Source organism: Mesorhizobium sp. M7A.F.Ca.US.010.02.1.1 (genome assembly GCF_004023085.1).
Classification (GTDB): domain Bacteria; phylum Pseudomonadota; class Alphaproteobacteria; order Rhizobiales; family Rhizobiaceae; genus Mesorhizobium.
In genome coordinates, this window is the sequence record NZ_RZRV01000001.1 from 298,261 (window position 1) to 321,526 (window position 23,266).

Annotated in this window: 23 protein-coding genes; 14 read left to right on the forward strand and 9 right to left on the reverse strand. The window is 63.4% G+C overall.

Features of this window, described 5'->3' with window-relative positions; translation table 11 throughout:
- Positions 1 to 9: 9 nt before the first annotated feature.
- The gene (locus EOA19_RS01420; protein ID WP_206637980.1) at positions 10 to 1,446 is read right to left on the reverse strand and encodes an MFS transporter; all 1,437 of its coding nucleotides are present in this window, start codon (positions 1,444 to 1,446) and stop codon (positions 10 to 12) included.
- 100 nt (positions 1,447 to 1,546) lie between these two features.
- Here EOA19_RS01420 and EOA19_RS01425 point away from each other — a divergent pair, with 100 nt between their 5' ends.
- From EOA19_RS01425 to EOA19_RS01445, 5 genes are all read left to right on the forward strand, one after another.
- On the forward strand, positions 1,547 to 2,149 hold the full coding sequence (locus tag EOA19_RS01425; protein ID WP_128302473.1) for a TetR/AcrR family transcriptional regulator: 603 nt from the start codon (positions 1,547 to 1,549) through the stop codon (positions 2,147 to 2,149).
- 75 nt (positions 2,150 to 2,224) lie between these two features.
- On the forward strand, positions 2,225 to 2,893 hold the full coding sequence (locus EOA19_RS01430) for a GntR family transcriptional regulator (RefSeq protein WP_127290934.1): 669 nt from the start codon (positions 2,225 to 2,227) through the stop codon (positions 2,891 to 2,893).
- 107 nt (positions 2,894 to 3,000) lie between these two features.
- Positions 3,001 to 3,594, forward strand: a complete 594-nt coding sequence (locus EOA19_RS01435) for a biotin transporter BioY (protein WP_023808659.1) — start codon at positions 3,001 to 3,003, stop codon at positions 3,592 to 3,594.
- Positions 3,591 to 4,034 (forward strand): DUF1284 domain-containing protein, encoded by a 444-nt coding sequence (locus tag EOA19_RS01440; RefSeq protein ID WP_023808658.1) that lies wholly within the window; start codon positions 3,591 to 3,593, stop codon positions 4,032 to 4,034. Before EOA19_RS01435 ends, EOA19_RS01440 begins: the two co-directional genes overlap by 4 nt.
- 257 nt (positions 4,035 to 4,291) lie before the next feature.
- Entirely contained in the window at positions 4,292 to 6,067 is a 1,776-nt protein-coding gene (locus EOA19_RS01445) for a tetratricopeptide repeat protein (RefSeq protein WP_023808657.1), read from the forward strand.
- A gap of 78 nt (positions 6,068 to 6,145) precedes the next feature.
- Here the strand turns inward: EOA19_RS01445 and EOA19_RS01450 are convergent, their stop codons facing one another.
- Positions 6,146 to 6,607 (reverse strand): GNAT family N-acetyltransferase, encoded by a 462-nt coding sequence (locus EOA19_RS01450; RefSeq protein ID WP_023808656.1) that lies wholly within the window; start codon positions 6,605 to 6,607, stop codon positions 6,146 to 6,148.
- 218 nt (positions 6,608 to 6,825) lie between these two features.
- On the opposite strand from EOA19_RS01450, the gene EOA19_RS01455 reads away from it, so the two are divergent.
- Entirely contained in the window at positions 6,826 to 7,746 is a 921-nt protein-coding gene (locus EOA19_RS01455; protein WP_206637984.1) for a glycine--tRNA ligase subunit alpha, read from the forward strand.
- 3 nt (positions 7,747 to 7,749) lie between these two features.
- On the opposite strand, the gene EOA19_RS35165 is transcribed toward EOA19_RS01455, so the two are convergent.
- Positions 7,750 to 7,926: a hypothetical protein gene (locus EOA19_RS35165; RefSeq protein ID WP_164781615.1), complete on the reverse strand. Its 177-nt coding sequence runs from the start codon at positions 7,924 to 7,926 to the stop codon at positions 7,750 to 7,752.
- A gap of 195 nt (positions 7,927 to 8,121) precedes the next feature.
- Here EOA19_RS35165 and glyS point away from each other — a divergent pair, with 195 nt between their 5' ends.
- Together glyS and EOA19_RS01465 are read left to right on the forward strand one after the other, a co-directional pair.
- The gene (gene glyS / locus EOA19_RS01460) at positions 8,122 to 10,497 is read left to right on the forward strand and encodes a glycine--tRNA ligase subunit beta (protein WP_128302475.1); all 2,376 of its coding nucleotides are present in this window, start codon (positions 8,122 to 8,124) and stop codon (positions 10,495 to 10,497) included.
- A 108-nt stretch (positions 10,498 to 10,605) separates the two neighbouring features.
- Positions 10,606 to 10,908 carry an ATPase gene (locus EOA19_RS01465; protein ID WP_128302476.1) on the forward strand — a complete coding sequence of 101 codons (303 nt, stop codon included), beginning with the start codon at positions 10,606 to 10,608 and terminating at the stop codon, positions 10,906 to 10,908.
- Positions 10,909 to 11,015: 107 nt separating this feature from the next.
- On the opposite strand, the gene EOA19_RS01470 is transcribed toward EOA19_RS01465, so the two are convergent.
- Positions 11,016 to 11,405: a hypothetical protein gene (locus EOA19_RS01470; protein WP_023808652.1), complete on the reverse strand. Its 390-nt coding sequence runs from the start codon at positions 11,403 to 11,405 to the stop codon at positions 11,016 to 11,018.
- A gap of 179 nt (positions 11,406 to 11,584) precedes the next feature.
- Entirely contained in the window at positions 11,585 to 12,067 is a 483-nt protein-coding gene (locus tag EOA19_RS01475; protein ID WP_128302477.1) for a hypothetical protein, read from the reverse strand.
- Positions 12,068 to 12,259: 192 nt separating this feature from the next.
- Between EOA19_RS01475 and EOA19_RS01480 the strand changes: the two genes are divergently transcribed.
- The 3 genes from EOA19_RS01480 (at position 12,260) to EOA19_RS01490 (ending at position 15,427) form a co-directional block, all read left to right on the forward strand.
- A complete protein-coding gene (locus EOA19_RS01480; RefSeq protein WP_164892811.1) occupies positions 12,260 to 13,234 on the forward strand; it encodes an L-threonylcarbamoyladenylate synthase in 975 nt (324 codons plus the stop codon).
- 9 nt (positions 13,235 to 13,243) lie between these two features.
- Entirely contained in the window at positions 13,244 to 14,674 is a 1,431-nt protein-coding gene (locus EOA19_RS01485) for an FAD-binding oxidoreductase (protein WP_128302479.1), read from the forward strand.
- A 186-nt stretch (positions 14,675 to 14,860) separates the two neighbouring features.
- A complete protein-coding gene (locus tag EOA19_RS01490) occupies positions 14,861 to 15,427 on the forward strand; it encodes a DUF6101 family protein (protein ID WP_023808648.1) in 567 nt (188 codons plus the stop codon).
- A gap of 36 nt (positions 15,428 to 15,463) precedes the next feature.
- Here EOA19_RS01490 and ubiA read toward each other — a convergent pair whose 3' ends face one another.
- Positions 15,464 to 16,447 carry a 4-hydroxybenzoate octaprenyltransferase gene (gene ubiA / locus EOA19_RS01495; protein WP_164892820.1) on the reverse strand — a complete coding sequence of 328 codons (984 nt, stop codon included), beginning with the start codon at positions 16,445 to 16,447 and terminating at the stop codon, positions 15,464 to 15,466.
- A 68-nt stretch (positions 16,448 to 16,515) separates the two neighbouring features.
- On the reverse strand, positions 16,516 to 17,427 hold the full coding sequence (locus tag EOA19_RS01500) for a LysR family transcriptional regulator (RefSeq protein ID WP_128302481.1): 912 nt from the start codon (positions 17,425 to 17,427) through the stop codon (positions 16,516 to 16,518).
- 89 nt (positions 17,428 to 17,516) lie between these two features.
- On the opposite strand from EOA19_RS01500, the gene EOA19_RS01505 reads away from it, so the two are divergent.
- Together EOA19_RS01505 and purD are read left to right on the forward strand one after the other, a co-directional pair.
- On the forward strand, positions 17,517 to 18,332 hold the full coding sequence (locus tag EOA19_RS01505) for a phytanoyl-CoA dioxygenase family protein (RefSeq protein WP_023808645.1): 816 nt from the start codon (positions 17,517 to 17,519) through the stop codon (positions 18,330 to 18,332).
- A 156-nt stretch (positions 18,333 to 18,488) separates the two neighbouring features.
- Positions 18,489 to 19,766: a phosphoribosylamine--glycine ligase gene (gene purD, locus EOA19_RS01510; protein ID WP_128302482.1), complete on the forward strand. Its 1,278-nt coding sequence runs from the start codon at positions 18,489 to 18,491 to the stop codon at positions 19,764 to 19,766.
- 14 nt (positions 19,767 to 19,780) lie between these two features.
- Here the strand turns inward: purD and EOA19_RS01515 are convergent, their stop codons facing one another.
- Positions 19,781 to 20,890, reverse strand: coding sequence for a glycoside hydrolase family 25 protein (locus EOA19_RS01515; protein WP_128302530.1), 1,110 nt, complete (start codon positions 20,888 to 20,890; stop codon positions 19,781 to 19,783).
- A 161-nt stretch (positions 20,891 to 21,051) separates the two neighbouring features.
- A complete protein-coding gene (locus EOA19_RS01520) occupies positions 21,052 to 21,270 on the reverse strand; it encodes a hypothetical protein (RefSeq protein WP_081734729.1) in 219 nt (72 codons plus the stop codon).
- A gap of 215 nt (positions 21,271 to 21,485) precedes the next feature.
- On the opposite strand from EOA19_RS01520, the gene EOA19_RS01525 reads away from it, so the two are divergent.
- Positions 21,486 to 23,255 (forward strand): acyl-CoA dehydrogenase, encoded by a 1,770-nt coding sequence (locus EOA19_RS01525; RefSeq protein WP_128302483.1) that lies wholly within the window; start codon positions 21,486 to 21,488, stop codon positions 23,253 to 23,255.
- Positions 23,256 to 23,266: the final 11 nt, after the last annotated feature.

Genomic DNA, 23,266 nt, shown 5'->3' on the forward strand with positions numbered 1-23,266 from the left:
GGTTGCCGGCTACTTCCCCTTTCCCGGCAAAGCGAAGGCGGCCAGCAGGCTGACAAAGATGCCCGCCGCCGCCAGCCAGAAGGCGATCTGTATGCCATCGGCTATCGCGACCTTCAGTGCATCGCCTGTCAGCCCGCCGACACGGCTGTTGGCGATCGCGATCAATGTTGCCATGCCGATCGCGTTGCCGATGTTGAGCGTCGTGCAGGCCATCCCCGAGGCGACGCCCTGTTCGTCGTGAGCCACGCCTGACGCGGCCGCGATCCACATGGCGGTCCAGACGATGCCCTGTCCAACGCCGGAGATGACCAAGCCGGGAACGAGAGCCAGATAGAAGCTGTTGGCTGATGCTCCAAGGACCATCAGCGCCGTGCCGGCCGCCCCTATGACCATGCCGCCGACCAGGGTCGAGCGGGTTGAAAAGCGCGTTGCCAGGCGTTCACCGAGCTGCGTGCCGGCGGCGATGGCGATCGACGGCACCAGGAAGGCGAGGCCGGTTTCCAGCGCGGTAAAGCCATGCACGGTCTGCAACAGGACGGTGAGGAAATAGGGCAGGGCCCCGAACGTTCCCATGAACAGAAAGGTGATCGTCATGCCGGCGACGAGGCTGCGATTGCGGAACAGCCGCAGCGGCATCAGAGGGTCGGCGCTCCTTGCCTCTATCAGCGCGAAGGCGATGATGAAGATCGCTGCCAGCGCGGCGCCGGCGATGATCGCTGGCGAACCCCAGCCATATTCAGGTCCCTGGACCAGCGTGAAGACCAGCAGCGTGGCGCCTGCGGTGACGGTCAGCGCGCCCGGGAGATCGAAGTTGCGGTGCTCGCGCCGCTTGGGGTCGCGTGGAATGATGGCAAAAGCGGCGATGATGGCGATGCCTGCCAGCAGCACATTGACGTAGAAGACCGACGACCAGCCGAAGGCGCCTGTCAGGAATCCACCGGCCAGTGAGCCAAGGGTGAGGCCGCTCGCGCCGGCACCGCCCCACACCGCCAGCGCCCTGTTGCGTTCCGGTCCTTCGGCAAACAGGCGGTTGATCAGCGAGAGCGTCGCCGGGAACAGGAAAGCGCCGCCGATGCCTTGTACAGCGCGGGCAGCGATGATGATTTCCGGCGACCAGGCGAGGCCGCCGACCAGCGACGAAAGCGCATAGAGCCAGAGAGCGAAGATGAAAATGCGGCGCTGACCGATAAGGTCGGCGGCTCGGCCGCCGAACAGCAGAAAACCGCCGGTAAACACGGTGTAGGCGCTCACCACCCATTGCAAGGTCTGGCCGGAAAAGCCCAGTCCAGCCCCGATTTCGGGCAGCGCCACGAAGACGATGTTGATGTCGAGAGCGATGATAAGCTGGGCGAAGGCGAGCAATGCCAGCGTAGCGCCGCGCTTCGCGCCAACCTCTCCCTGTGTCGCCATGGCGCCGAACGGCAGCCCTTGATCGAATGAACTCATGCCAATCTCCTTTTGGTTCTTTATCGATCGACAAAGAATTGAATTTGCAATCCGGAGTCAAGCGGATTATTTGTGGATCGATAAAGAAATGGAGGCTGCAATGGCGGGACGGCCAAGGGAGTTCGACAGAGCCCAGGCTCTGCAGAAAGCGCGCGATGCCTTCTGGATGCGCGGCTACGAGGGCACCTCGATGGCCGACCTCGTCTCCATGCTTGGCCTAGCCTCGGCGCGCATCTATGCCGCCTTTGGCTCGAAGGAGGATCTGTTTCGCGAAGCCGTTGTTCTCTACGAAACCAGCGAAGGAAGCTTCGCCACCAGCGCGCTTGCCGAGGAGCCGACCGCAAGGCGGTTTGTCGAGCGGTTGCTGCGCGATGCGATCGATATCTACACAAGGCCGGACTTGCCGAAAGGCTGCATGGTCGTCTCGGCCGCCACCAACTGCGCCACGGAAAACGATAACGTGCTGCACTGGCTGGCCGAGCGCCGACTGGCGCGCAATGCGTTGATTGTGGAGCGCTTGAAAAAGGGTGTTCGCGACGGCGACCTCAAGCCGAATACTGATCCGGAAGCGCTTGGCGACTACTACACCACACTGTTGTTTGGCCTCTCTGTGCAGGCGCGCGACGGGGTGCCGAAGAAGCGGCTGCATGACCTTATCACCGTGGCGATGCCTGCGCTCGACGGTTTCGTCTCACAGCCTTGAGTCTTGCTTCTGGCGCCTCGCGATTTCGACTGCAATTGGCTCGACAAGCTGCCCTGCCGCAAATTATCTATAAACATGGCAAAGGGCACAGACGACACCATCGCGGTGCGCATCAGCAAGGTTCTGGCGGACCGCATCATCTCCGGTGCGATCGAGCCAGGGGCCAGGCTTCGGCAGGATCATATCGCCGAGGAATTCCAAACCAGCCATGTTCCGGTGCGCGAGGCCTTCCGCCGTCTAGAGGCGCAGGGACTGGCCATCGGCGAGCCGCGCCGCGGCGTGCGTGTCGCGTCTTTCGATCTGGGCGAGGTCAAGGAGGTCGCCGAAATGCGGGCGGCACTCGAAGTGCTGGCGCTGCGCCACGCCGCGCCGCATCTGACATCGGCCATTCTCGATCTCGCCGAGGAGGCGACCAAGGCCGGCGACAAGTCCCGCGATGTCAGGTCGTGGGAAGAGGCCAACCGCGCCTTCCACCGCTTGATCCTGTCGCCATGCGGCATGCCGCGCCTGCTCGCGACCATCGACGACCTGCACGCGGCAAGCGCCCGTTTCCTGTTCGCGGCATGGCGGTCGGAGTGGGAGACGCGCACCGATCAGGACCATCGCGCGATCCTCACCGCCTTGCGGCAGGGAAACACCGAATCCGCGGCCGTCACACTGGGGCGGCACGTCCAATGGATTGGCCGCAAGCCGGTCAGGACGGCTTCCGGAACGACGCGCGAAGCCTTCGCCATAGTAGGTTAGACGGCCTCCGCCAAAGCCAGGGCTTGCAATCCCCAGGGAAGTGTGGATTCGATAATAGATCGAAAACAGAAATTATCTATAATTTGCAATCGATCGAAGGAATCCCAATGACAGACGTCGCATTCTCACCCGGCAAGCCGTCGTTCAGTCCGCTCCAGCTCCAGGATCGTTCTCTTGCCTGGCAGGTTGGAGCCGTCGTGCTTGGCACGCTGTTCCTGGCGCTGGCGTCCTATATCGAGGTGCCGATGGTGCCGGTCCCGGTAAACATGCAGACCTTTGCGGTGACACTGATCGGCGCCCTCTATGGCTGGCGGCTTGGCGCGCTCACCATCGCCGCCTGGCTGGTCGAGGGTGCGGTCGGCTTTCCGGTTCTGTCCGGAGGGGCAGCGGGTGCGGCGCATTTCGTCGGGCCGACGGGTGGCTATCTCTTCGCCTTCCCGCTTGTCGGCGCACTGGTCGGCTGGCTGGCCGAACGCGGCTGGAACGGCAAAAGGGTGATGCTTGCCTTCGTCGCCATGCTGCTTGGCAACCTTGCCTGCCTTGTGCTTGGCACAGCATGGCTTGCCGTCATGATTGGAGCCGAACAGGCCGTTACCTTCGGCTTCCTGCCGTTCATCGTCGGCGGCTTGCTCAAGTCAGCGCTGGGTGCCGCGACCCTCATGGCCCTTCCCGGCGGCAAGGCGAAGCCGGCCAATCCGTGACGATCAGGCTGCGCGCCCATCACCTCCTTTGCCTGCTCACCTATGTGGGCAAGGGATACAGCCCCGCCTTCATCGCCAATTATGATCGCGTCGCGGAGCGCCTGAGCCGGGGCGAGGGCATCCTCCTCGTTTCCGGCCCCGACGATGTCTGCGCTCCCTTGCTCGACGAGCCGGAACCGCATTGTCTCAACGAGAGTGTCGTCGAGCGGGACCGGCTCGCCGCGCTGGATGTAGAGGAATTGCTGGCGCGGCCAATCCGTGTCGGCACCCACCTCGATCTCGACACGGGGACCTTAGCCCGGATGCGGCAGGCGTTTTCGGCTGGCCTTGTACGCAAGGCCTGCGGCGGCTGCGAATGGAACGAACTGTGCAGCACGATAGCGGCCGGCGGCTATAGCGACACGCTGGTGCAGCGGTCCGCCTCGCCAGCCGAGGGCTGATATTGGCCCCGAGCCTTAGCGGTCGAAGCTGAGCTCAAGGGTCGAAGCTGTGATATATTCGGCGCTGCGCAGGGCCATGGCCGAAATTCAAAATCGGAAAACTGCCCCCTGTCGCCATGATTTGTTAATCGGGTGCCCGGATTGTGAATTCGAGGCGGATTGAAGCGCGACCCCAAAAAGGCCATGCTTTGCCTGGAAAGATCGAGTCTACGCCGATCCCGCTGATGCGGAGATGGCGCCTGGCTGAAAGGGATACGATGCGGCAAGGATGTGCGCGCTGGCTGACAAGGCTGGCAATTGTGACAGGCATGACGATCTCGGCTTTGCCGGCCTATGCCAAGCAGACCAGCGAACCGGTCAAGATCACGTCATTTTCGGGCGCCTATCTGGCAGCCCGGATCGCCGAAGGCGATAACGACCTCGACAGCGCCATCGCCTACTACAAGCAAGCATTGGCCTTTGACCCGAGCGACACCGGCCTGCAGCAGAGCCTGATGCTGTCGCTGATCGCGCAAGGGCGCTTCGACGAGTCCCTGGTCTATGCCGACAAGCTCAAGGAAGTGCCTGACGTCGAGCGTTTCTCGCGCTTGGCGCTCGCCGTCGATTCCTTCCACAAGAAGGATTTCACCAAGGCGCAGTACTGGCTCAAGCTGTCGCTGGAATCCGATCTCGACCGGTTGATCTCCGGGGTGATGTCCGGCTGGGCGCAGCAAGGCGCCGGCGAGCCTGCCGATGCGATGGCGTCCATCGACAAGCTGCAGGGGCCAGATTGGTTCGGCCTGTTCAAGTCGTTCCACCGCGCCCTGATCGCTGATGCATCCGGCATGCCCGAAAAGGCCGAGGCGATCTATGCCGCGACCATGCAGGATACCGCCGCCGGCGGTGCCGCTCCCGAAACCTGGATGCGCAATGCCCAGGCCTACGCCTCGTTCCTGGTCCGCAAGGGCGACAAGACCAAGGCGCTGTCGGTGCTCGACCAGGCCGAGGCGTTTTCGCCGGGCAAGCTGGAAATCGTCGCCTTGCGCGACCGAATTGCAAAAGGCGACAAGATTGCGCCGCTGGTTGCCGGTCCATCCGATGGCGCCTCCGAAATCCTGCTCGACCTCGCCACCGCGCTCAACCGTGGTGGCGGCGAGCCCTTCGTCCGCCTCTATCTGCAATATGCGCTTGCTTTGAAGCCAGATAGCGACGCTGCCCTTGTGCAACTCGCCGCCGTGTCCGAGCAATTGAAGGACGGCGAAGGTGCCATCGCGCTCTATCGCCGGATTCCCGCCGCTTCGCCGCTGAAGGAGCTTTCGGACCTGCAACTCGGCCTCAATCTTGCCGATCTCGACCGTCACGAAGAAGCGATCACCCATCTGAAAGCCTTGGTCGACGCCCATCCCAATGACATGCGCGCCTATCTGGCGCTCGGTGGCGTCTATTCCTCGAAGGACGATTTCCGTTCGGCCGCCACTCTCTACGATAAGGCCGTCGAGGTGCTGAAGGCGCCGACCGCGGCCAACTGGAACATCTTCTACCAGCGCGGCATCGCTTATGAGCGCCTGAAGGAATGGCCCAAGGCCGAGCCGAACTTCCGCAAGGCGCTGGAACTGTTCCCCGACCAGCCGCAAGTGCTGAACTATCTCGGCTATTCCTGGGTCGACATGAACATGAACCTCAAGGAAGGCCTGGCGATGATTCAAAAGGCCGTCGACCTCAGGCCGAGCGACGGTTACATCGTCGATTCGCTGGGTTGGGCCTATTTCCGCCTCGGCAGGTTCGATGACGCGGTGCGCGAAATGGAACGCGCCGTGTCGCTGAAGCCGGAAGATCCGGTTCTCAACGATCACCTCGGCGACGCCTACTGGCGCGTCGGCCGCAAGCTGGAAGCCACCTTCCAGTGGAACCAGGCTCGCGACCTGAAGCCGGATCCCGATGTGCTGGCCAACTTGCAGCAGAAGCTGATGAAGGGCCTGCCGCCGATCGAATCCAACACGGCGCAGGAGACCCCGAAGGTCAAGCCGGAGCCGGTGCCCGCCCCGAAGGGATGAAGTCAGCCATTTGAATTCAACGCAAGCGGGGCTCTTTCGGAGTCCCGTTTTCGTTTGAACCGTATTAGGCTGGCTGCCTCAGAAGAGCTTGCGATAGACGACGAAGCCGGAGTGTTCGGCGACCTTGTCGTAAAGCTTCATCGCCGTGTGATTGGTCTCATGCGTCAGCCAGTACACGCGGCCCGAGCCGGCCGCCTGGGCGCGCTCGTAGACGCCCTCGATCAGCGCCCGTCCGATGCCTTTGCCACGCGATGCCTGCGTGGTGAAAAGGTCCTGCAGATAGCAATTCGGTGCGATCGCCGTGGTGCTGCGATGGAAGAGATAGTGCACGAGGCCGAGAAGCTGTCCCTCGCCTTCGGCCACCAGCGCGTGGACCGGCTCATAGGCATCGAAGAAACGAGACCATGTCATCTGGGTAATCTCACCCGGCAGGGCCGTTTCGCCCGAGCGGCCATAAAATGCATTGTAGCCATCCCACAGCGGCAGCCATTGCTCGAAATCCTGTCGCGCGACAGGGCGGATGACGATCGGGCTGGGCATGGCTGAAACCTGTTGTCGTTGCTGCACAGGCAAACAGAGCGTAGGCCCGAGAGATGGGCAATGGGCCAGCCCCTGCAAAGCTTTCAACATTGTCCATAATGTCGGGGTGACGGCATCGGCGTGCCTTGCTTGACGCTTTGCTGCTGGGTCTCTAGGACGTGCCGGCAAGCTAGCCTGTGCTGTCGAGGCCACCCGTGACAATTGAAATCCCCGCCCATATGCATCCCAGCCGCTCGTTCCAGGGGCTGATCCTGACCTTGCACAACTACTGGGCGGCCTATGGCTGCGTCATCCTGCAACCCTATGACATGGAAGTCGGCGCCGGCACCTTTCATCCGGCAACGACGCTGCGCGCGCTCGGCCCAAAACGCTGGAACGCTGCCTATGTCCAACCCTCGCGTCGTCCCAAGGATGGCCGCTATGGCGAGAACCCGAACCGGCTGCAGCATTATTACCAGTACCAGGTGATCCTGAAGCCGAACCCGCCCAATTTGCAGGAGCTCTATCTCGGCTCGCTGGCGGCGATCGGCGTCGATCCGCTGCTGCACGACATCCGCTTCGTCGAGGATGATTGGGAAAGCCCGACGCTGGGCGCCTGGGGTCTCGGCTGGGAATGCTGGTGCGACGGCATGGAAGTCTCGCAGTTCACCTATTTCCAGCAGGTCTGCGGCATCGAATGCGCGCCTGTGGCCGGCGAACTCACCTACGGGCTGGAGCGGCTGGCCATGTATGTGCAGGGCGTCGACAATGTCTACGACCTCAATTTCAACGGCCGCGAAGGCGCCGACAAGGTCACCTATGGCGATGTCTTCCTGCAGGCCGAGCAGGAATATTCGCGCCACAATTTCGAATACGCCGACACGGCGATGCTTCTGCGCCACTTCGAGGACGCCGAGGCCGAGTGCAAGGCGCTGCTCGACGCCGGCGCGCCGGCATCGAACGACAATCTGCCGATGCACCGCATGGTTTTCCCGGCCTACGACCAGTGCATCAAGGCCAGCCATGTCTTCAACCTGCTCGACGCACGCGGCGTGATTTCGGTCACTGAGCGGCAGAGCTACATCCTGCGGGTGCGCAATCTGGCCAAGGCTTGCGGTGAGGCATTTTTGAAGACGCAGGCGGGTGGCTTGGCGGCCTGAGCTTCAGGCCCGCTTCATCATCTCGAGGGAAACGTTGATCGGCGGTACGGCCTGACCGCCGGCACCGTCGATGGTGCGCAATGCCTGCCGCACGCCCGGCATCGAGAAGGCGCCGTGAGCCTGCGCCGTGAAGCAGGCGCCGAGTGCGAGGATCTGCAGAAGTCTGGATGCCGTTTTCATGATCGTTGAGCCAAATGTTCCCTGCCTGAGCGTGGGTCGCTTCAGCGCTGCGTTCGGTTCATGGAAATCTTTGATCCAAGGACGGGTGGCGTGGTCTCGTCCCGACAGGGCGGTCAAAATTTGTGTAAAGGGTGACAGCAGCCAGCCGAGTTGCTATGCCCCGCCCGGACCACTCTCCCGCATGAGCTGACCCCGATGCCTGACCTGCTTCTAGAACTTCGCTCCGAGGAAATCCCTGCGCGCATGCAGCGCAAGGCGGCGGGTGATCTCAGGAAGATGCTGACCGACGGTTTGGTCGAGGCGGGACTGACCTATGAGGCGGCGCGCGAGTACTGGACGCCGCGGCGGCAGACCCTCGACATCAGGGGCCTGACCGCGCGCTCGAAGGATATAAGCGAAGAGATCAAGGGGCCTTCGACATCGGCGCCTGAACAGGCGGTCCAGGGTTTCCTGCGCAAGGCCGGACTTTCCTCGATCGCCGAGGCGCATGTCCATTCCGATCCGAAGAAAGGCGATTTTTATGTCGCCCACATTTCGAAGCCGGGCAGGGCGGCGGAGGAGATCATCGCCGAACTGGTGCCGGGCATCATCCGCAATTTTCCGTGGCCGAAATCGATGCGCTGGGGGCCGGCCTCGGCCAAGCCCGGTTCACTGCGCTGGGTACGGCCGCTGCAATCGATCCTGTGCACCTTCGGCCCGGAAACAGAGGAGCCTGTCGTGGTCGATTTCGAGATCGACGGCATCCGCTCCGGCAACATCACCTATGGCCACCGCTTCCATGCGCCGGATGCCATCACGGTGCGCCGCTTCGACGACTATGTCTCCAAGCTGGAAGCGGCCAAGGTCGTGCTCGATGCCGACCGGCGCAAGGAGATCATCCTTGCCGATGCCCGCAATCTCGCCTTCGCCAACGGGCTTGATCTGGTTGAGGACGAAGGGCTGCTGGAGGAAGTGTCCGGGCTGGTCGAATGGCCGGTCGTGCTGATGGGCGAGTTCGAGGAGGCATTCCTCGCCATTCCAGCCGAAGTGATCCGGCTGACCATTCGCGCCAACCAGAAATGCTTTGTGACGCGGCCGCAGGGTTTCGACGACGCGCTTTCCAATCGCTTCATCCTCACCGCCAATATCGAAGCGAGGGATGGCGGCAAGGAGATCGCCCACGGCAATGGCAAGGTGGTGCGCGCCCGCCTGTCCGATGCGCTCTATTTCTGGACGACCGACCAGGGCGACTTGCCTGACCTGCGTGAGCTCGAGGCATCGGCGGAAAAATTCGGGCTTGATCTCAAGAAGCCGCTCGACCAGCGCATGGCCCGCCTCGACCATCTCGGCGTGACTTTCCACGCCAAGCTCGGCACGCAAGGCGAACGGGTGGAGCGGATTGCGCGGCTTGCCGAGGAACTGGCGCCGATCATCGGCGCCGATCCGGCACTGGCGCGGCGCGCTGCCGTCTTGGCCAAGGCCGATCTCACCACCGAAGTCGTTGGCGAGTTCCCAGAACTGCAAGGCGCTATGGGTCGCAAATATGCGCTGCTTCAGGGCGAGCATGCATCGGTCGCCGCTGCAGCGGAGGAACACTACAAGCCGCAGGGCCCGTCCGATCGCGTACCGAGCGATCCAGTGTCGGTCGCTGTCGCGCTCGCCGACAAGCTCGATACGCTGGTCGGCTTTTGGGCGATCGATGAAAAGCCGACCGGGTCGAAGGATCCCTACGCACTGCGCAGAGCTGCTCTTGGGGTGGTGAGGCTGGTGCTGGATAACGAGACGCCGGTAAGCCTTCTTTCGATCGTAGCTGAACATCGAAGAATCATTGAAGACCAGATCGACCGCCGGCACGCTGAAGAGCAGGTCAAGTTGGGTGGCGACTATGTGAGTGCACGGGCGCACGCCGGCGACGGAAAGTCTGGGGATCGCGACCTCCTGGCCTTCTTCCACGATCGCCTAAAGGTCTACCTCCGCGATCAAGGCGCTCGGCACGACCTGATCGATGCGGTGCTGGCGACAGGTTCGCGCCCGATCTCCCCCCTAGAGGGGGAGATGTCGGCGAAGCCGACAGAGGGGGGCGCTGTCCCGCCGTCCTCTCAGCGCCAAGTACCCCCCTCTGCCCTGCCGGGCATCTCCCCCACAAGGGGGGAGATTGGCCAATCGTCCAATGACGACCTGCTGCAGATCGTGCGCCGGGTCGAGGCGCTGGGCTCCTTCCTCGACACCGAGGATGGCAAGAACCTGCTCGCCGGCACCAAGCGTGCGGCCAACATTCTGGCCGCCGAGGAGAAGAAGAAAACGGTGGTCGCCGAAACCGTTGAGTCGGCACTCTTGCGCGAGGATGCCGAGAAATCGCTGTTTGCGGCGGTGAATCAGGCTGAGAAGCAAGCCGGCGAAGCGATTCAAAACGATGACTTTTCCGCCGCCTTGCTGGCGCTTAGCGTGTTGCGCGAACCGGTTGATTCATTCTTTGAGCATGTTCTTGTAAACGATGAGGATCAGGCGGTGCGTGCCAACCGCCTGGCGCTGCTCGCCCGCATCCGCGCGGCCACCGGCCAGGTCGCGGATTTCTCGAAGATCGCAGGTTAAGGCGAAGAAAATATTCTTTGCCGCCGGCCGTTCGAGCCGGCTACAGTCATATGGCGATGATCTCTCCGTGGCAAAAGGGACATGTTCCCCAACCCCACGGAGGCTTCTATGAATTCCGATCACGACATCGAAGTGACAGAAGAAACCCCGGCTTCCGCCGAGGCGCTTGAATCCGCTTCCGAAACCATCCTCGATCATGCCGCCGCCGCAGCGGTCGAAGCCGCTGACCTGTCTGATGACGACGAAGACGGCGACGATGAAGATGGCGAAGAGTCCACCGAAACTGCCACGCTCTCGGATGACGACGAAGATGAAGACGACGAGGACGAAGACGAAGACGACGCCGAGGATAGCGTGAAGGCTGAAGGCGACGAGTCCGAAGAAGACGATGACAAGGAAAAAGCGGCCTGATTTTTTCAGCCGCCGGTTCCATCGATGGCAAGGCGGTGCTGAGGCGCCGCCTTTTCCTGTCAGTCGTCCCCGAAGCCGACTGTCAGCCGCCCCGGGCGACGGCCCGGTCAGTTCTCAAGAATGCTGACGCGCACGCTGTTTTCGTAGACATCGACCTGGATCAGCGGTTCGCCATTGACGATGGCGCGCTTGGTCGAGGAACTCATCGCGCCGCCGCGTTCCAGCATGCGTTGCAGGTCGGCGCGCTGGCCGTTGGTCCTGAACCAGCCATCACCCTCGTCGTCGCTGTCACGGCGGTGGAATTTGTGCCAGTTGGCGCGGTCCTGCCGCACCATCTGCGCGGCATTGTCCAGCGCATAGCCGTCACTCGCCTGATGGTCGCGATCGGAAATGCGCGCGACATAAGATCCCAGCATGTCGTCGGCGTGAGCTGCGACGACGCCAAGCAGTGACGCCAGCAGAAGGCCAGCCCCGGTTACGATTCCAGCTTTTCTCATGGTCCCCCCCTTTACCCCCTAGTGATGAAATCCCGTCTGCCAAAACCGCCTGGCGAAATACAGGCGATGGCGTCCTGCGGCTGACATAAACCGAAACGGGGTTTGCTTGGCAATGGTGCGCCGGTCGCCAGACCGCCGTCAAGTCACGCCATCGATGTCAGCCTGTCTTCAAGCCGGGGCTATTTGGTGTAGCCGTTGGGAGGCATGCGCTGACCTGCAGCCGGCGCCGGGGGACTCGGCGGGGTGGGTTGGTTCTCGGTCCCCGAAGGGGCTGCGGAGGCGGTGGCCGTTGCCGGCGCCGTGCCAGCGGCCGGCGCAGTACCTGTCGCTGGTGCAGCGGTTGGCGCCGGTGCCGGGAAGTCGGGACCGGTAACGCCGCCACGAATGACCATCGGGCCCGGCTGGAAGCCGTGCCCGGTCGCGGGCTTGTCCGGGATCGCCGCCACCTTTTCATCGGTGACGTCGGGCTGCGCTTCCCCTTTTGCCACCACCGACCGCGCATCGCTGGCGTTGACTGCATCGGCGGTTCCAGGCTGGTTGGGGGCGCCGATCCTGACGATCGATGGTGTGGAGGATGGCGTGCCTGGAAAAACCAGGGATGACGCCTGGGCTTCGCCGGCCGCAGCAGCAAGAATGATACCCAGCAAGATACGCGCAGACACTGATATCGCTCCCCTTTGCCCAGAAGCTGTTCGATAGCAGGCCGGAATTGATGCCGGCTTTCGTGGAAACATAGCATTTTAGGGATTGATAAATCGCCAATGCTCCTGCTCGCCAACAATCGGTTACCCAACAGCCGACTTGCCCAACGGCCGCCATCGTACTACGCACCCCGCATCTGTGAGGTGACGAGAGTGGCTGAAATACTTGGCTCGGGCGAGGCGCTGGAGCGGGCGCTGGCGCTGCTCAGGGAGGGCGATGTCGTCGCCATCCCGACGGAAACCGTCTACGGGCTGGCCGGCGACGCCACCAACGGCATCGGCGTGGCGCGCATCTTCGAGGCCAAGGGCCGGCCACGCTTCAACCCGCTGATTGCCCATGTCGCAGACATGGCGATGGCAGAGCGCCTCGCGATGTTCGATCCGCTGTCCAGGAAACTGGCGCTGGCATTCTGGCCAGGTCCGCTGACGCTGGTGCTGCCGCAACGGCCCGGCAACGGCATCCATCCGCTGGTCACCGCCGGGCTCGATACGATTGCCTTGCGCATGCCGAGGGGCTTTGGCGGCGACCTGATCGCCAGGCTCGGCCGCCCGCTTGCCGCGCCCAGCGCCAATTCATCCGGCAGGATCAGCGCGACGACCGCGCAAGCGGTGGCGGCCGATCTCGGCGCGCGGATCAAGCTGGTCGTCGATGGAGGCGCGACCCCGATCGGGCTGGAATCGACCATCATCAAGGCCGAAGGAAACAGATTGCGGCTGCTGAGGCCCGGCGGCATCGCCGCCGAGGAGATTGAGGCGGCTATCGGCATGGAGCTGTTGCGCGGCGGCACCGCCGGTATCGAGGCGCCGGGCATGCTTGCCTCGCACTATGCGCCAGGTGCTGCGATGCGGCTCCATGCCGGCACGGTCGGCGAGGGCGAGGCTTTGCTCGGCTTCGGCAGCCAGAGGGCGCAAGGCTGGCGCCGCGCCGAAGCCTTCCTCAATTTGTCCGAAACCGGTGACCTGCGCGAAGCGGCGAGCAATCTGTTCGCCTATATGCAGGAGCTTGACCGCAGCGGCGCGCGGACCATCGCCGTCGAGCCGGTTCCCTTCGACGGGCTCGGCGAAGCGATCAACGATCGGCTGTCGCGTGCCGCCGCCCCTCGTGACATCCCACAACCCGCAACATAGTTTTTCCCCATGACCGAAATCACAGAGACACTCGATCCCGCTCTCATCGATCGCTTCACGGCGATCGTCGGCGACAAATATGCGCTGCGTGAAGAGCAGGATATCGCGCCTTACCTCGTTGAACGGCGCGGGCTCTGGCACGGCGCGACATCGTTGGTGCTGCGGCCGGGCAGCGTCGACGAAGTCAGCCGGATCATGCGGCTGGCGACCGAGACAGGCACGCCGATCGTGCCGCAAAGCGGTAACACCGGCCTGGTCGGCGCCCAGGTGCCGGACAGGTCCGGGCGCGAAATCGTCCTGTCGCTGTCGCGGCTGAACCGCATCCGTGAAATCGATGTCTTGTCCAACACGGTGACGGTCGAGGCCGGTGTCATCCTGCAGACGCTGCAGGAGGCGGCCGACGCCGCCGACCGGCTGTTTCCACTGTCGCTGGCCGCGCAAGGCTCCTGCCAGATCGGCGGCAATCTTTCCTCCAATGCCGGCGGCACCGGAGTGCTTGCCTATGGCAATGCGCGCGAACTCTGTCTCGGTGTCGAGGTGGTGCTGCCGACCGGCGAGGTGTTCGACGACCTGCGCAAGCTGAAGAAGGACAACACCGGCTACGATCTGAAAAACCTGTTCGTCGGTGCCGAAGGCACGCTCGGCGTCATCACCGCCGCCGTGCTCAAGCTGTTCCCGAAGCCGAAGGGGCGCGAAGTCGCCTTCGTCGGCCTGTCGTCGCCCGAGGCAGCACTTTCGCTGTTCAGCCTGGCCATGGACCGTGCCGGGGCAGCACTCACCGCTTTCGAACTGATCGGCAAGCGGCCCTATGATTTCACGCTGGCGCATGCCCAGGGCGTGGTGCGGCCGCTGATCGAGGACTGGCCGTGGTACGTGCTGATGCAGATTTCGTCCGGTCGTTCATCGGAGGATTCGAGAGCCTTGATCGAGGACGTGCTTTCGGCCGGCCTTGAACAGGAATTCGTCGGCGACGCCGTCATTGCCGCGAGTCTCACGCAGGGCGATGCCTTCTGGAATTTCCGCGAGCTGCTGCCCGAGGCGCAGAAGCCGGAGGGCGCCTCGATCAAGCACGACATTTCGGTGCCTATTGCATCGATTCCGCGTTTCATCGCGGAGGCTGCCGGCGCCGTGGCGTCGGTGAGCGCCGGTGCCCGCGTCGTCTGCTTCGGCCATATGGGCGACGGCAATCTCCACTACAACATTTCGCGGCCCGTCGACGGCGACGATGAGGCGTTCCTCGCTCTCTATCATCCCATGAACAAGGCGGTGCACGATGCGGTGCGCAGCCTGCACGGTTCGATCTCGGCCGAGCACGGCATCGGCCAGTTGAAACGCGACGAACTGATCGCCACCGCGCCGCCGATGGCGATCGATCTGATGCGAAGGGTTAAGGCCGCTTTCGACCCGGCCGGCATCATGAATCCGGGTAAGGTTATCTGATCCTTTCGACATCTTGTGGCTGGTGGGATTCCGATAACCATCCCTGAGATCAGCAAAATTTAACCGACTTTCTTAAGCGGGGCGGTAAGGAGCCCGCGCTACTGTCTCCATACAAACGAGGCCGGAAAAACCGGCCCGGAGAGAACCGGACACCGGCTCTCAGGAGACAGACAGGAAGGCCACTCTATGAACACCGGACTGAAGCCAGTCTGGGCGGGACGCAACATGCGTCTCGACCCATTCCGCCTGCCGCAAGTGGTGAGCTACGCGACTCGCGACGACTACGGCGATGTAACCTTCACCATCGACCAGCGCGGCGCCGTGATCCGCCGCCTGCTCGAGATGAGCGGCCTGCCCGCAATCATCGTTCTGCCCGCCAATGCGTTCCGCGGCGTTGCCGCCCGCGCCATGGAAGACCCGGACGGCAATGTCACGGTGACCCTGGAACTCCTGCACAACGACCCGATGCTGTCGGTGCCGCTGCTTGTGGCCGACGATCTCGACGATGTCGCAGCCGACTGGCGCGCCTGGGCCGACGCTTACCGTCTGCCGATGCTGCTGATCGAATCGGACGGCGTTGCCCGCACCCTGGAAGAATCGCTCGGCGCCGCCATCAAGACGCTGCCGCCGCAGGATAGGCGCAAGGGGCGGATTTCGAACACGCGCCGCCCGCGTTTCCTCGCTCGCCGCAGAGCGGGCGCCCTCGGTCTCAGGCTGGTCATCGACGGCCAGGAGATTATTTCGCGCGACTGAGCATGATCCCGCTGGGAATGCTGAGACGGGAAGCCGCTAAACCAGCGGCTTCAGCGCCACCCACACAGCGCCGCCGATCAGGCCGAGGAAGATCAGCCAGCCGACCTGGTTGTTCGACCTGAACAGTCGCAGGCATTGGTCCGGATTGTCGATATCCAGAACCGCGATCTGCCGCGCCATATGGGCGCCGGCGGCAATCAGCCCGGCCAGCGCCACCACCGGCGCCTGCGCCGACGCGAAGGCGATCGCAAAACAGATCAGCGCGCCACCATAAAGCCCTGCCAGCCACGACTTGGTGTTGTCGCCGAACAAGCGTGCCGTCGAGCGCACGCCGACGATGGCGTCATCTTCCTTGTCCTGATGCGCGTAGATCGTGTCGTAGCCGATCACCCACAGGATCGAGCCGATATAGAGCATGATGGCAGGCCCATCGAGATCGCCGAACTCGACCGCCCATCCCATCAGCGCGCCCCAGGAAAAGGCAAGGCCAAGCACCAGTTGGGGCCAGTTGGTTATCCGCTTCATGAATGGATAGATGGCTATGACCGCCAGCGAACAGATGCCGAGCAGGACGGCGAAGCTGTTGAACTGGATGAGCACGACGAGGCCGACCAGGGCCTGCAGGACGAGAAACAGCCATGCCTGCCGGCGGGTCGCCTTGCCCGACGGCAGCGGTCGCGAGCGCGTGCGCTCCACCTGGCTGTCGATGTCCTCGTCGACGAGGTCGTTGTAGGTGCAGCCGGCGCCACGCATGGCGATGGCCCCGACCAGGAAAAGCACGAGATACACTGGTGCCGGCAGCAGTGAGAGCAGCGGGTCGCCGGGACGCGGATAGGCGCTTGCCGCCAAGGCCGCCGACCACCAGCACGGCCACAGCAGCAGCTGCCAGCCTATCGGCCTGTCCCATCGGGCAAGCTGCGCATAGGGCCATATCGAGCGCGGCAGCACGCGGTAGACCCAATGGCCGTTCGGCGCATCGGCGACACGGCCCTGGGCCGCTTTCGACTGGATATTTTCCATGTCCATGGAGTGGCAGCAGCGGCAGAAACCGTCAAGCGGCAAGCGGGAGAGTGGTGCACGTCAGCCTTTCACGAGGCAAAGATGTCGCGGGTGGCGAACCAGTCCCTGGCCACCTCGACGAAGGCCAGCGCTGCATTCGACACACGCTGATGCGTGTCATAGGTGAGCAGGATCCGCTGCATGGGCAGCGGATCGGACAGCGGCTTGCAGATGAGCGGCAGGCCGTCATAGCTGCGGTCGCCGTGCGGGCGGGTGTAGCTGACCGCGACTCCGAATCCGTTGGCGACCATGCTCCGCTGCAGTTGGAACGAGCTTGTCGTCGTATCGGCCACCGGCGAAAGGCCGCGGCTGCGGAACAGGTCGAGCATGTGCTGCCAGCTGTGCGGCTGGTCCGTCGTGATCAGCGGATAGGCGGCCAGATCGGCAAGACTGACCATTGGCCGGTCCGCCAGGGCATGGCCTGCCGGCAACAGCGCGTGCGGGCGAAGTTCGCGCAGCAGGATGCGGGCGAAATGCGTCGGCAGGCTGAGATCATAAGTCAGGCCGAGATCGATGGCCGCATCACCCAGCCGTCGTCCCAGGGTCTCGAACGTCTCGTCGCGAACGACGATTTTGACGGCCGGATAGCGTTCGGAGAAGGCGCGGATCAAAGCCGGCGCGAAGAAAGGCGCCAGATCCTCGAAGCATCCCAGCACCAACTCACCGCTGACAGCCGATTTGCTTGAACCCAGGCCGACGAGTTCGTCCGTTTCGGTGAGAACCTGCCTTGCCTTGGCCACGACGGCGCGGCCGAACGATGTCGGCGACACGCCGCTTCCGCGCTGGCGGACGAACAGCTTCTGGCCGAAATTCTTTTCGACCGCGTCGATCGCCACCGAAATCGACGGCTGAGAGACGTTCAGCATCTTTGCCGCGCCGGTGACGCTACCGTGACGCGCCACGGCAACCAGATAGCGCAGCTGCGTGAGGGTCACACTCATAGGAGTACTCTATATGTCGGATGGAAAGTTATTATTTTACTGAATGAATTGATATTGCGATAATGGCTTCATTCCAAGAGGAGAACGCCATGGCTTCCCAGACTGCCACCCTCGACGCCACCATGATCGGCGCGTCCACGATTGCCGACTATCAGCGTGACGGCGCTGTCTGCATTCGCGGCGCCTTCAAGGGCTGGGTCGACACGATTGCCGCCGGCATCGAACGCAACATGCAGAACCGCAGCGCCACCGCATCCGACATCGCCAACGGCCGCGGCAGTTTCTTCGACGACTACTGCAACTGGGAGCGCATCCCCGAATTCGTCAGTCTGGTGCGGGGTTCGCCAGCCGCCGAACTGGCGGCTGCGGTGATGCAGTCGCGCACCGCGCAGTTCTTCCACGATCATGTGCTGGTCAAGGAGCCCGGCACGCAGAAGCCGACGCCCTGGCATCAGGACATCCCCTACTATTTCGTCGATGGCCGGCAGACGGTGAGCTTCTGGATACCCATCGACCCGGTGAAGGAAGCGACGCTGCGTCTGATCGCCGGCTCGCACAAATGGGACAAGATGATCCTGCCGGTGCGCTGGCTCGACGATAGCAACTTTTATGCCGGCGAGGGCGACTATCTGCCGGTGCCCGATCCCGACAAGGATCCGTCGATGAAGGTGCTCGAATGGGAAATGGAGCCGGGCGACGCCATCCTGTTCGACTTCAGGACCGCGCACGGCGCCCGTGGCAATATGACCGCGGCGCGGCGCCGGGCGCTGTCGCTGCGCTGGGTCGGTGACGATGCGCGCTATGTCGAGCGGCCGGGCCGCACCTCGCCGCCCTATCATGGCCATGGCATGCAGCCGGGACAGAGGCTACGCGAGGACTGGTTTCCGGTGGTTTTCTCCGCCTAGTCGAATCGCCAGAAAATCGGCGGCGGTGTCCGCTGCCATTTTCGGCGGGGGATAACGTTCCCGTGCGCAATCGCGATCTAAACACCCTGATGCCTTGACCCGTCCTGCAGAGAGCAATAGCGGGTTCTTTTTTAGGGACAGCATCAAGAGGTGGCCATGAACGTTCTTCTTCTCGGCTCCGGCGGCCGCGAACATGCGCTCGCCTGGAAGATTGCCGCATCACCGCTGCTGACAAAGCTCTATGCGGCTCCCGGCAACCCGGGCATCGGCAGCGAGGCTGAGCTGGTGAAGCTGGATTTAGCCGACCACGCCGCCGTGGCCGCGTTCTGCCGGGAGAAAAAAATCGACCTCGTGGTGGTCGGTCCGGAGGGGCCGCTGGTCGCCGGCATTGCCGACGATCTGCGCGCCGAAAATATCCGCGTCTTCGGTCCCTCCAAGGCTGCCGCACAGCTGGAAGGTTCGAAGGGATTCACCAAGGACCTCTGTGCCCGCTACGACATCCCGACTGCCGCCTATGGCCGCTTCAGTGATCTGGCCTCGGCCAAGGCCTATGTCGAAAAGACCGGAGCGCCGATCGTCATCAAGGCCGACGGGCTCGCTGCCGGCAAGGGCGTCACCGTCGCCATGACGCTCAGTGAAGCACAGGCAGCACTCGATGCCTGTTTCGATGGTTCCTTCGGCGCCGCCGGCGCGGAAGTTGTGGTCGAGGAATTCATGACCGGCGAGGAGGCGAGCTTCTTCTGCCTCTGCGACGGTACCACTGCGCTGCCCTTCGGCACCGCGCAGGATCACAAGCGCGTCGGCGACGGCGACACCGGTCCGAACACCGGCGGCATGGGCGCCTATTCGCCGGCACCGGTGATGACGCCGGAACTGGTCGAGCGCACCATGCGCGAGATCATCGAGCCGACCATGCGCGGCATGGCCGAACTTGGCGCGCCGTTCTCCGGCGTGCTGTTTGCCGGGCTGATGATCACCGACAAGGGACCGAGGCTGATCGAATACAACACCCGTTTCGGCGACCCGGAATGCCAGGTGCTGATGATGCGGCTGAAGGACGATCTGCTGGTCCTGCTCAACGCGGCGACCGACGGCCAGCTTGCGCATACTTCGGTGCGCTGGCGCGACGAGGCGGCACTCACCGTGGTGATGGCGGCGAGAGGCTATCCCGGCACGCCGGAAAAAGGCTCGGTCATCCGCGGCGTCGAAGACGCGGCGAGCGACGGTGTCGAGATCTTCCACGCCGGTACCGCCATCAATGGCGGCGCGCTGGTTGCCAATGGCGGCCGCGTCCTCAACGTGACGGCATCAGGCGCCACGGTCGGCGAGGCACAGAAACGAGCCTATGCTGCCCTCGACCGCATCGATTGGCCGGACGGGTTCTGCCGCCGCGATATCGGCTGGCAGGCCGTGGCGCGCGAACAGGGAACCTGAAGTTCCGCGTTGGCTCACCGCTGGCCGCGATCGAGTTCGGTGGAAGCGGTGCTGAGCGGATCGGACAAGGCAAAGGCAGCGTCGAGTTGTGCGGGCGAACGCCGCTCGGTCCGCTTCCAGGCGACATATTGGACAATGCCGAAACTCGGTCTCCGGGGCACCGTCTTCACGACTGGCATGCGGAAGCCGTCGCGGAAACGGGACCAGCGTGTGCCCAACGCTGCAACCATGTCCTCGAAAGTCGGCGGCGCGGCCACTGACGCATAGGTGATGGTGACATTGCCGGCGAGGCCGGCCTCGCGTGAGACCGGTAGCGGTATCGAGGCGAGATAGTCCGGCGGCACGTCGATAAGCCCACCGAACGGCCATTGCGCGCGCAGCGTGGCGGCGTCTGTCGGCGCGACATTGACGTCTATGTCGTTAGGCGTGCCGGCAACCCTGTAAGGGCAGCGGAAACGGCCGCAATTGGCTTGCGCCGAAAACTGCCAAAGTGCGTAGCCTTGCCAGTTGCCCATCGGGAAATGCACGTCGATGTCGTTGGTGTAGCGCGCATACCAGAGCGGCAGCCGCGACAGGAGCCGGTATCGGTAGCTGTTGTCGGCAATGTACTGGGCGGTCTTGCCGTTGGTGTACAGCACCGGGAAACGGCCGATGCGCCGATGCACATGGCGTACGAACTCCTCGGCATCGTCGAGCGACATCCATTGCGAGGGATCATTGCCCTCGATGTCGAGAGCCATGAGATCGTCCGGCGCAGGCTCGGCGAAATCGAGGAAATTGTTGGCCTGCTCGACCGGATTGCCGGGGCGGGCGAGGTGATAGGCGCCCCATTTCAGGCCGAGTGCCTTGGCGACCACCCGGCGCGTCTGGAACAGTTCGCGCGTCACCGCATGACGTTTCCACAGCGCCTTGCAAAGCTTCACCTCAATGTCGTTGCCCAGGCAGAAATAGGACGGCGGCATGCCGTCGGAGGCCTTGTTGATGAAGCCGACGACCCGCTTGTCGGTGGCGAGTTGGGCCCAGTCGATGGAATTGTATTCGTAGGCATCGACGACCAGAGCGCGGTCGGCGTTCTTCCACGGCTCGGAAAAATCCGAGGCCGTTGCCGCCGTCGAAAGCGCCATCGTCGCCGCAAGAGCGAGGAGCGCTGTGCGGCGAAGAAGGCGCACCGTCCTTTTCAAAACAGGGAATCCCCGTTGATCAAAGGCAAATCCTGAACCGTCATGGTTAAGGATTTGCTTCGGCGGGAGACACGGCTTCAGAAAAGCTGGCGTCGCATCAGCGGCTAGAATCCAAACGGATCGGGCGCGGGCTCTTGCCGCAGCGTGCCTTCGGCGGCGCGTTTGCGGTGATGGGCCAGAGAGCATTGCGGGGAGCACAATATGCCGCGATCCGACCAGTAGGCGGCACCGTGGTCCAGTCTGCCCCCATGGTAACAGAACCCCTCCGCTCGATAGGGCAGGCCGCATTCGATGCAGCGATAGGCGTCGGGTCTGGCAAGCATGGCACGGTTCCGGTCGGCGGGTTCTGATCTGTCGCCGGTTGATTTGATCCGGCGTCGATTGAATTTAATACGCGCCGCCGCGATTGCAAAATCCGCGTGACAAAATTTGACGTTTACGTAAAAAGAAGATGGGAGACCGCCCAAAGGGCGGATGGTTTTGCAGCGGCACCGGCTCTAGGGTTGGGCGGGCCGATGCATCAGGAGGAGTGAGCGGCATGTATAGGGCACCGGTCGAGGATATCGCCTTCACGCTCAAGCACGTGGCCGGCATGAAATCGGCGCTCGATGCCGGCACCTTCGGCGATCTCGGCGAGGATCTGGTCGATGCCGTTCTGGGTGAGGCCGGCCGTTTCGCCACCGAAGAGGTCGCACCGCTCTACACGATCGGCGATCGGCAGGGTGCGGTGCTGAAGGGCGCCGCCGTCACCACGCCGCCCGGCTGGAAGGAACTCTATCGCCGCTGGATCGATGGCGGCTGGAACGCGCTCTCCGGGCCTGCGGAATATGGCGGCCAGGCGCTGCCGACCATGCTCGGCGTGGCCGCGCTCGAAATGTGGAACTCCGCCGCCATGGCCTTCGGCATCGGCCCGACGCTGACCATGGGCGCGGTCGAGGCGCTCGACAAACACGCCTCCGACGACCTCAAGGCCAAATATCTCGAAAAGCTCGTCTCCGGCGACTGGATGGGCACGATGAACCTGACCGAGCCGCAAGCCGGTTCGGACCTCGCCGCCTTGCGCGCCCGCGCCGAGCCGGCGGGTGACGGCAGCTACCGCATCTTCGGCCAAAAAATCTTCATCACCTATGGCGAGCACGATTTCACCGACAACATCATCCATCTGGTGCTGGCGCGGCTGCCCGACGCGCCGGCCGGCACGCGCGGCATATCGTTGTTCCTGGTGCCGAAATTCCTGGTCGGCGACGATGGCGCGCTTGGCGCGCGCAACGACGTCTTCTGTTCCGGACTTGAGCATAAACTCGGCATCCATGCCTCACCGACCTGCACCATGATCTATGGCGACGGCTTCGAAGGTGCCGAACCCGGCGCCGTCGGCTGGCTGATCGGCGAGGAGAACAAGGGGCTAGCCTGCATGTTCACCATGATGAACAATGCGCGGCTTTGTGTCGGCATGCAGGGGGTAGCGGTCGCGGAAGCCGCAACACAGAAGGCGATCGCCTATGCCAATGAGCGCCGGCAGGGCAAGGCCACGAGCTACACTGGCACGGGTATGGCGCCTATCGTCCATCACCCCGATGTCCAGCGTAACCTGCTGACCATGAAGGCGCTGACCCAAACCGCACGCGCCATCAGCTATTCCTGTGCCCACGCCATCGACATGGCCCGAGTCTCCGCCGGTGACGAGGCGGCACACTGGCGCGACCGTGCCAATCTGCTGACGCCCCTGGCAAAGGCGTTCTCGACCGATATCGGCGTCGAAGTTGCCTCACTCGGCCTCCAGGTTCATGGCGGCATGGGTTTCATCGAGGAGACGGGAGCGGCCGCCTTCTATCGTGACGCGCGCATCGCGCCGATCTACGAGGGCACCAACGGTATCCAGGCGATCGATCTGGTGATGCGCAAGCTGCCGCTCGGCGGTGGCGACCATGTGCATGGTTACATCGCCGAACTGGCTGGTATGGCCGCAGCGGTGCGGACCTCGAACATGCAGGGTTTCGGCCGCACCGCCGACGCTCTCGACGCGGCACTTGGCGATCTCAGCGAAGCGACCCGCTTCCTGCAAAAACTGACGGCCGATGGCCGGTCGGAAGAGGCGCTGGCAGGCGCCACGCCCTATCTCAGGCTGATCTCGCTTGCCGCCGGCGGCGCCTATCTGGCGCGCGGTGCTCTTGCCGATCACAACCGCATAGCGCTTTGCCGTTTCTTTGCCGAAAACCTGCTCGGCGAGGTCAGCGCCTTGAGGGCGCGCGTCATCGATGGCGCCGAAAGCCTCGCCGCTGCCGGCAAGACGCTCGTCTCCGCCTGACGTTTCACAAG

Bases quoted from the DNA above. Each gene is read 5' to 3' on its own strand.
- EOA19_RS01420 (WP_206637980.1), bottom strand. From the start codon at position 1,446: ATGAGTTCATTCGATCAAGGGCTGCCGTTCGGCGCCATGGCGACACAG.
- EOA19_RS01425 (WP_128302473.1), top strand. From the start codon at position 1,547: ATGGCGGGACGGCCAAGGGAGTTCGACAGAGCCCAGGCTCTGCAGAAA.
- EOA19_RS01430 (WP_127290934.1), top strand. From the start codon at position 2,225: ATGGCAAAGGGCACAGACGACACCATCGCGGTGCGCATCAGCAAGGTT.
- EOA19_RS01435 (WP_023808659.1), top strand. From the start codon at position 3,001: ATGACAGACGTCGCATTCTCACCCGGCAAGCCGTCGTTCAGTCCGCTC.
- EOA19_RS01445 (WP_023808657.1), top strand. From the start codon at position 4,292: ATGCGGCAAGGATGTGCGCGCTGGCTGACAAGGCTGGCAATTGTGACA.
- EOA19_RS01450 (WP_023808656.1), bottom strand. From the start codon at position 6,607: ATGCCCAGCCCGATCGTCATCCGCCCTGTCGCGCGACAGGATTTCGAG.
- EOA19_RS01455 (WP_206637984.1), top strand. From the start codon at position 6,826: ATGCATCCCAGCCGCTCGTTCCAGGGGCTGATCCTGACCTTGCACAAC.
- EOA19_RS35165 (WP_164781615.1), bottom strand. From the start codon at position 7,926: ATGAAAACGGCATCCAGACTTCTGCAGATCCTCGCACTCGGCGCCTGC.
- glyS (WP_128302475.1), top strand. From the start codon at position 8,122: ATGCCTGACCTGCTTCTAGAACTTCGCTCCGAGGAAATCCCTGCGCGC.
- EOA19_RS01465 (WP_128302476.1), top strand. From the start codon at position 10,606: ATGAATTCCGATCACGACATCGAAGTGACAGAAGAAACCCCGGCTTCC.
- EOA19_RS01470 (WP_023808652.1), bottom strand. From the start codon at position 11,405: ATGAGAAAAGCTGGAATCGTAACCGGGGCTGGCCTTCTGCTGGCGTCA.
- EOA19_RS01485 (WP_128302479.1), top strand. From the start codon at position 13,244: ATGACCGAAATCACAGAGACACTCGATCCCGCTCTCATCGATCGCTTC.
- EOA19_RS01490 (WP_023808648.1), top strand. From the start codon at position 14,861: ATGAACACCGGACTGAAGCCAGTCTGGGCGGGACGCAACATGCGTCTC.
- ubiA (WP_164892820.1), bottom strand. From the start codon at position 16,447: ATGGAAAATATCCAGTCGAAAGCGGCCCAGGGCCGTGTCGCCGATGCG.
- EOA19_RS01500 (WP_128302481.1), bottom strand. From the start codon at position 17,427: ATGAGTGTGACCCTCACGCAGCTGCGCTATCTGGTTGCCGTGGCGCGT.
- EOA19_RS01505 (WP_023808645.1), top strand. From the start codon at position 17,517: ATGGCTTCCCAGACTGCCACCCTCGACGCCACCATGATCGGCGCGTCC.
- purD (WP_128302482.1), top strand. From the start codon at position 18,489: ATGAACGTTCTTCTTCTCGGCTCCGGCGGCCGCGAACATGCGCTCGCC.
- EOA19_RS01515 (WP_128302530.1), bottom strand. From the start codon at position 20,890: ATGGCGCTTTCGACGGCGGCAACGGCCTCGGATTTTTCCGAGCCGTGG.
- EOA19_RS01520 (WP_081734729.1), bottom strand. From the start codon at position 21,270: ATGCTTGCCAGACCCGACGCCTATCGCTGCATCGAATGCGGCCTGCCC.
- EOA19_RS01525 (WP_128302483.1), top strand. From the start codon at position 21,486: ATGTATAGGGCACCGGTCGAGGATATCGCCTTCACGCTCAAGCACGTG.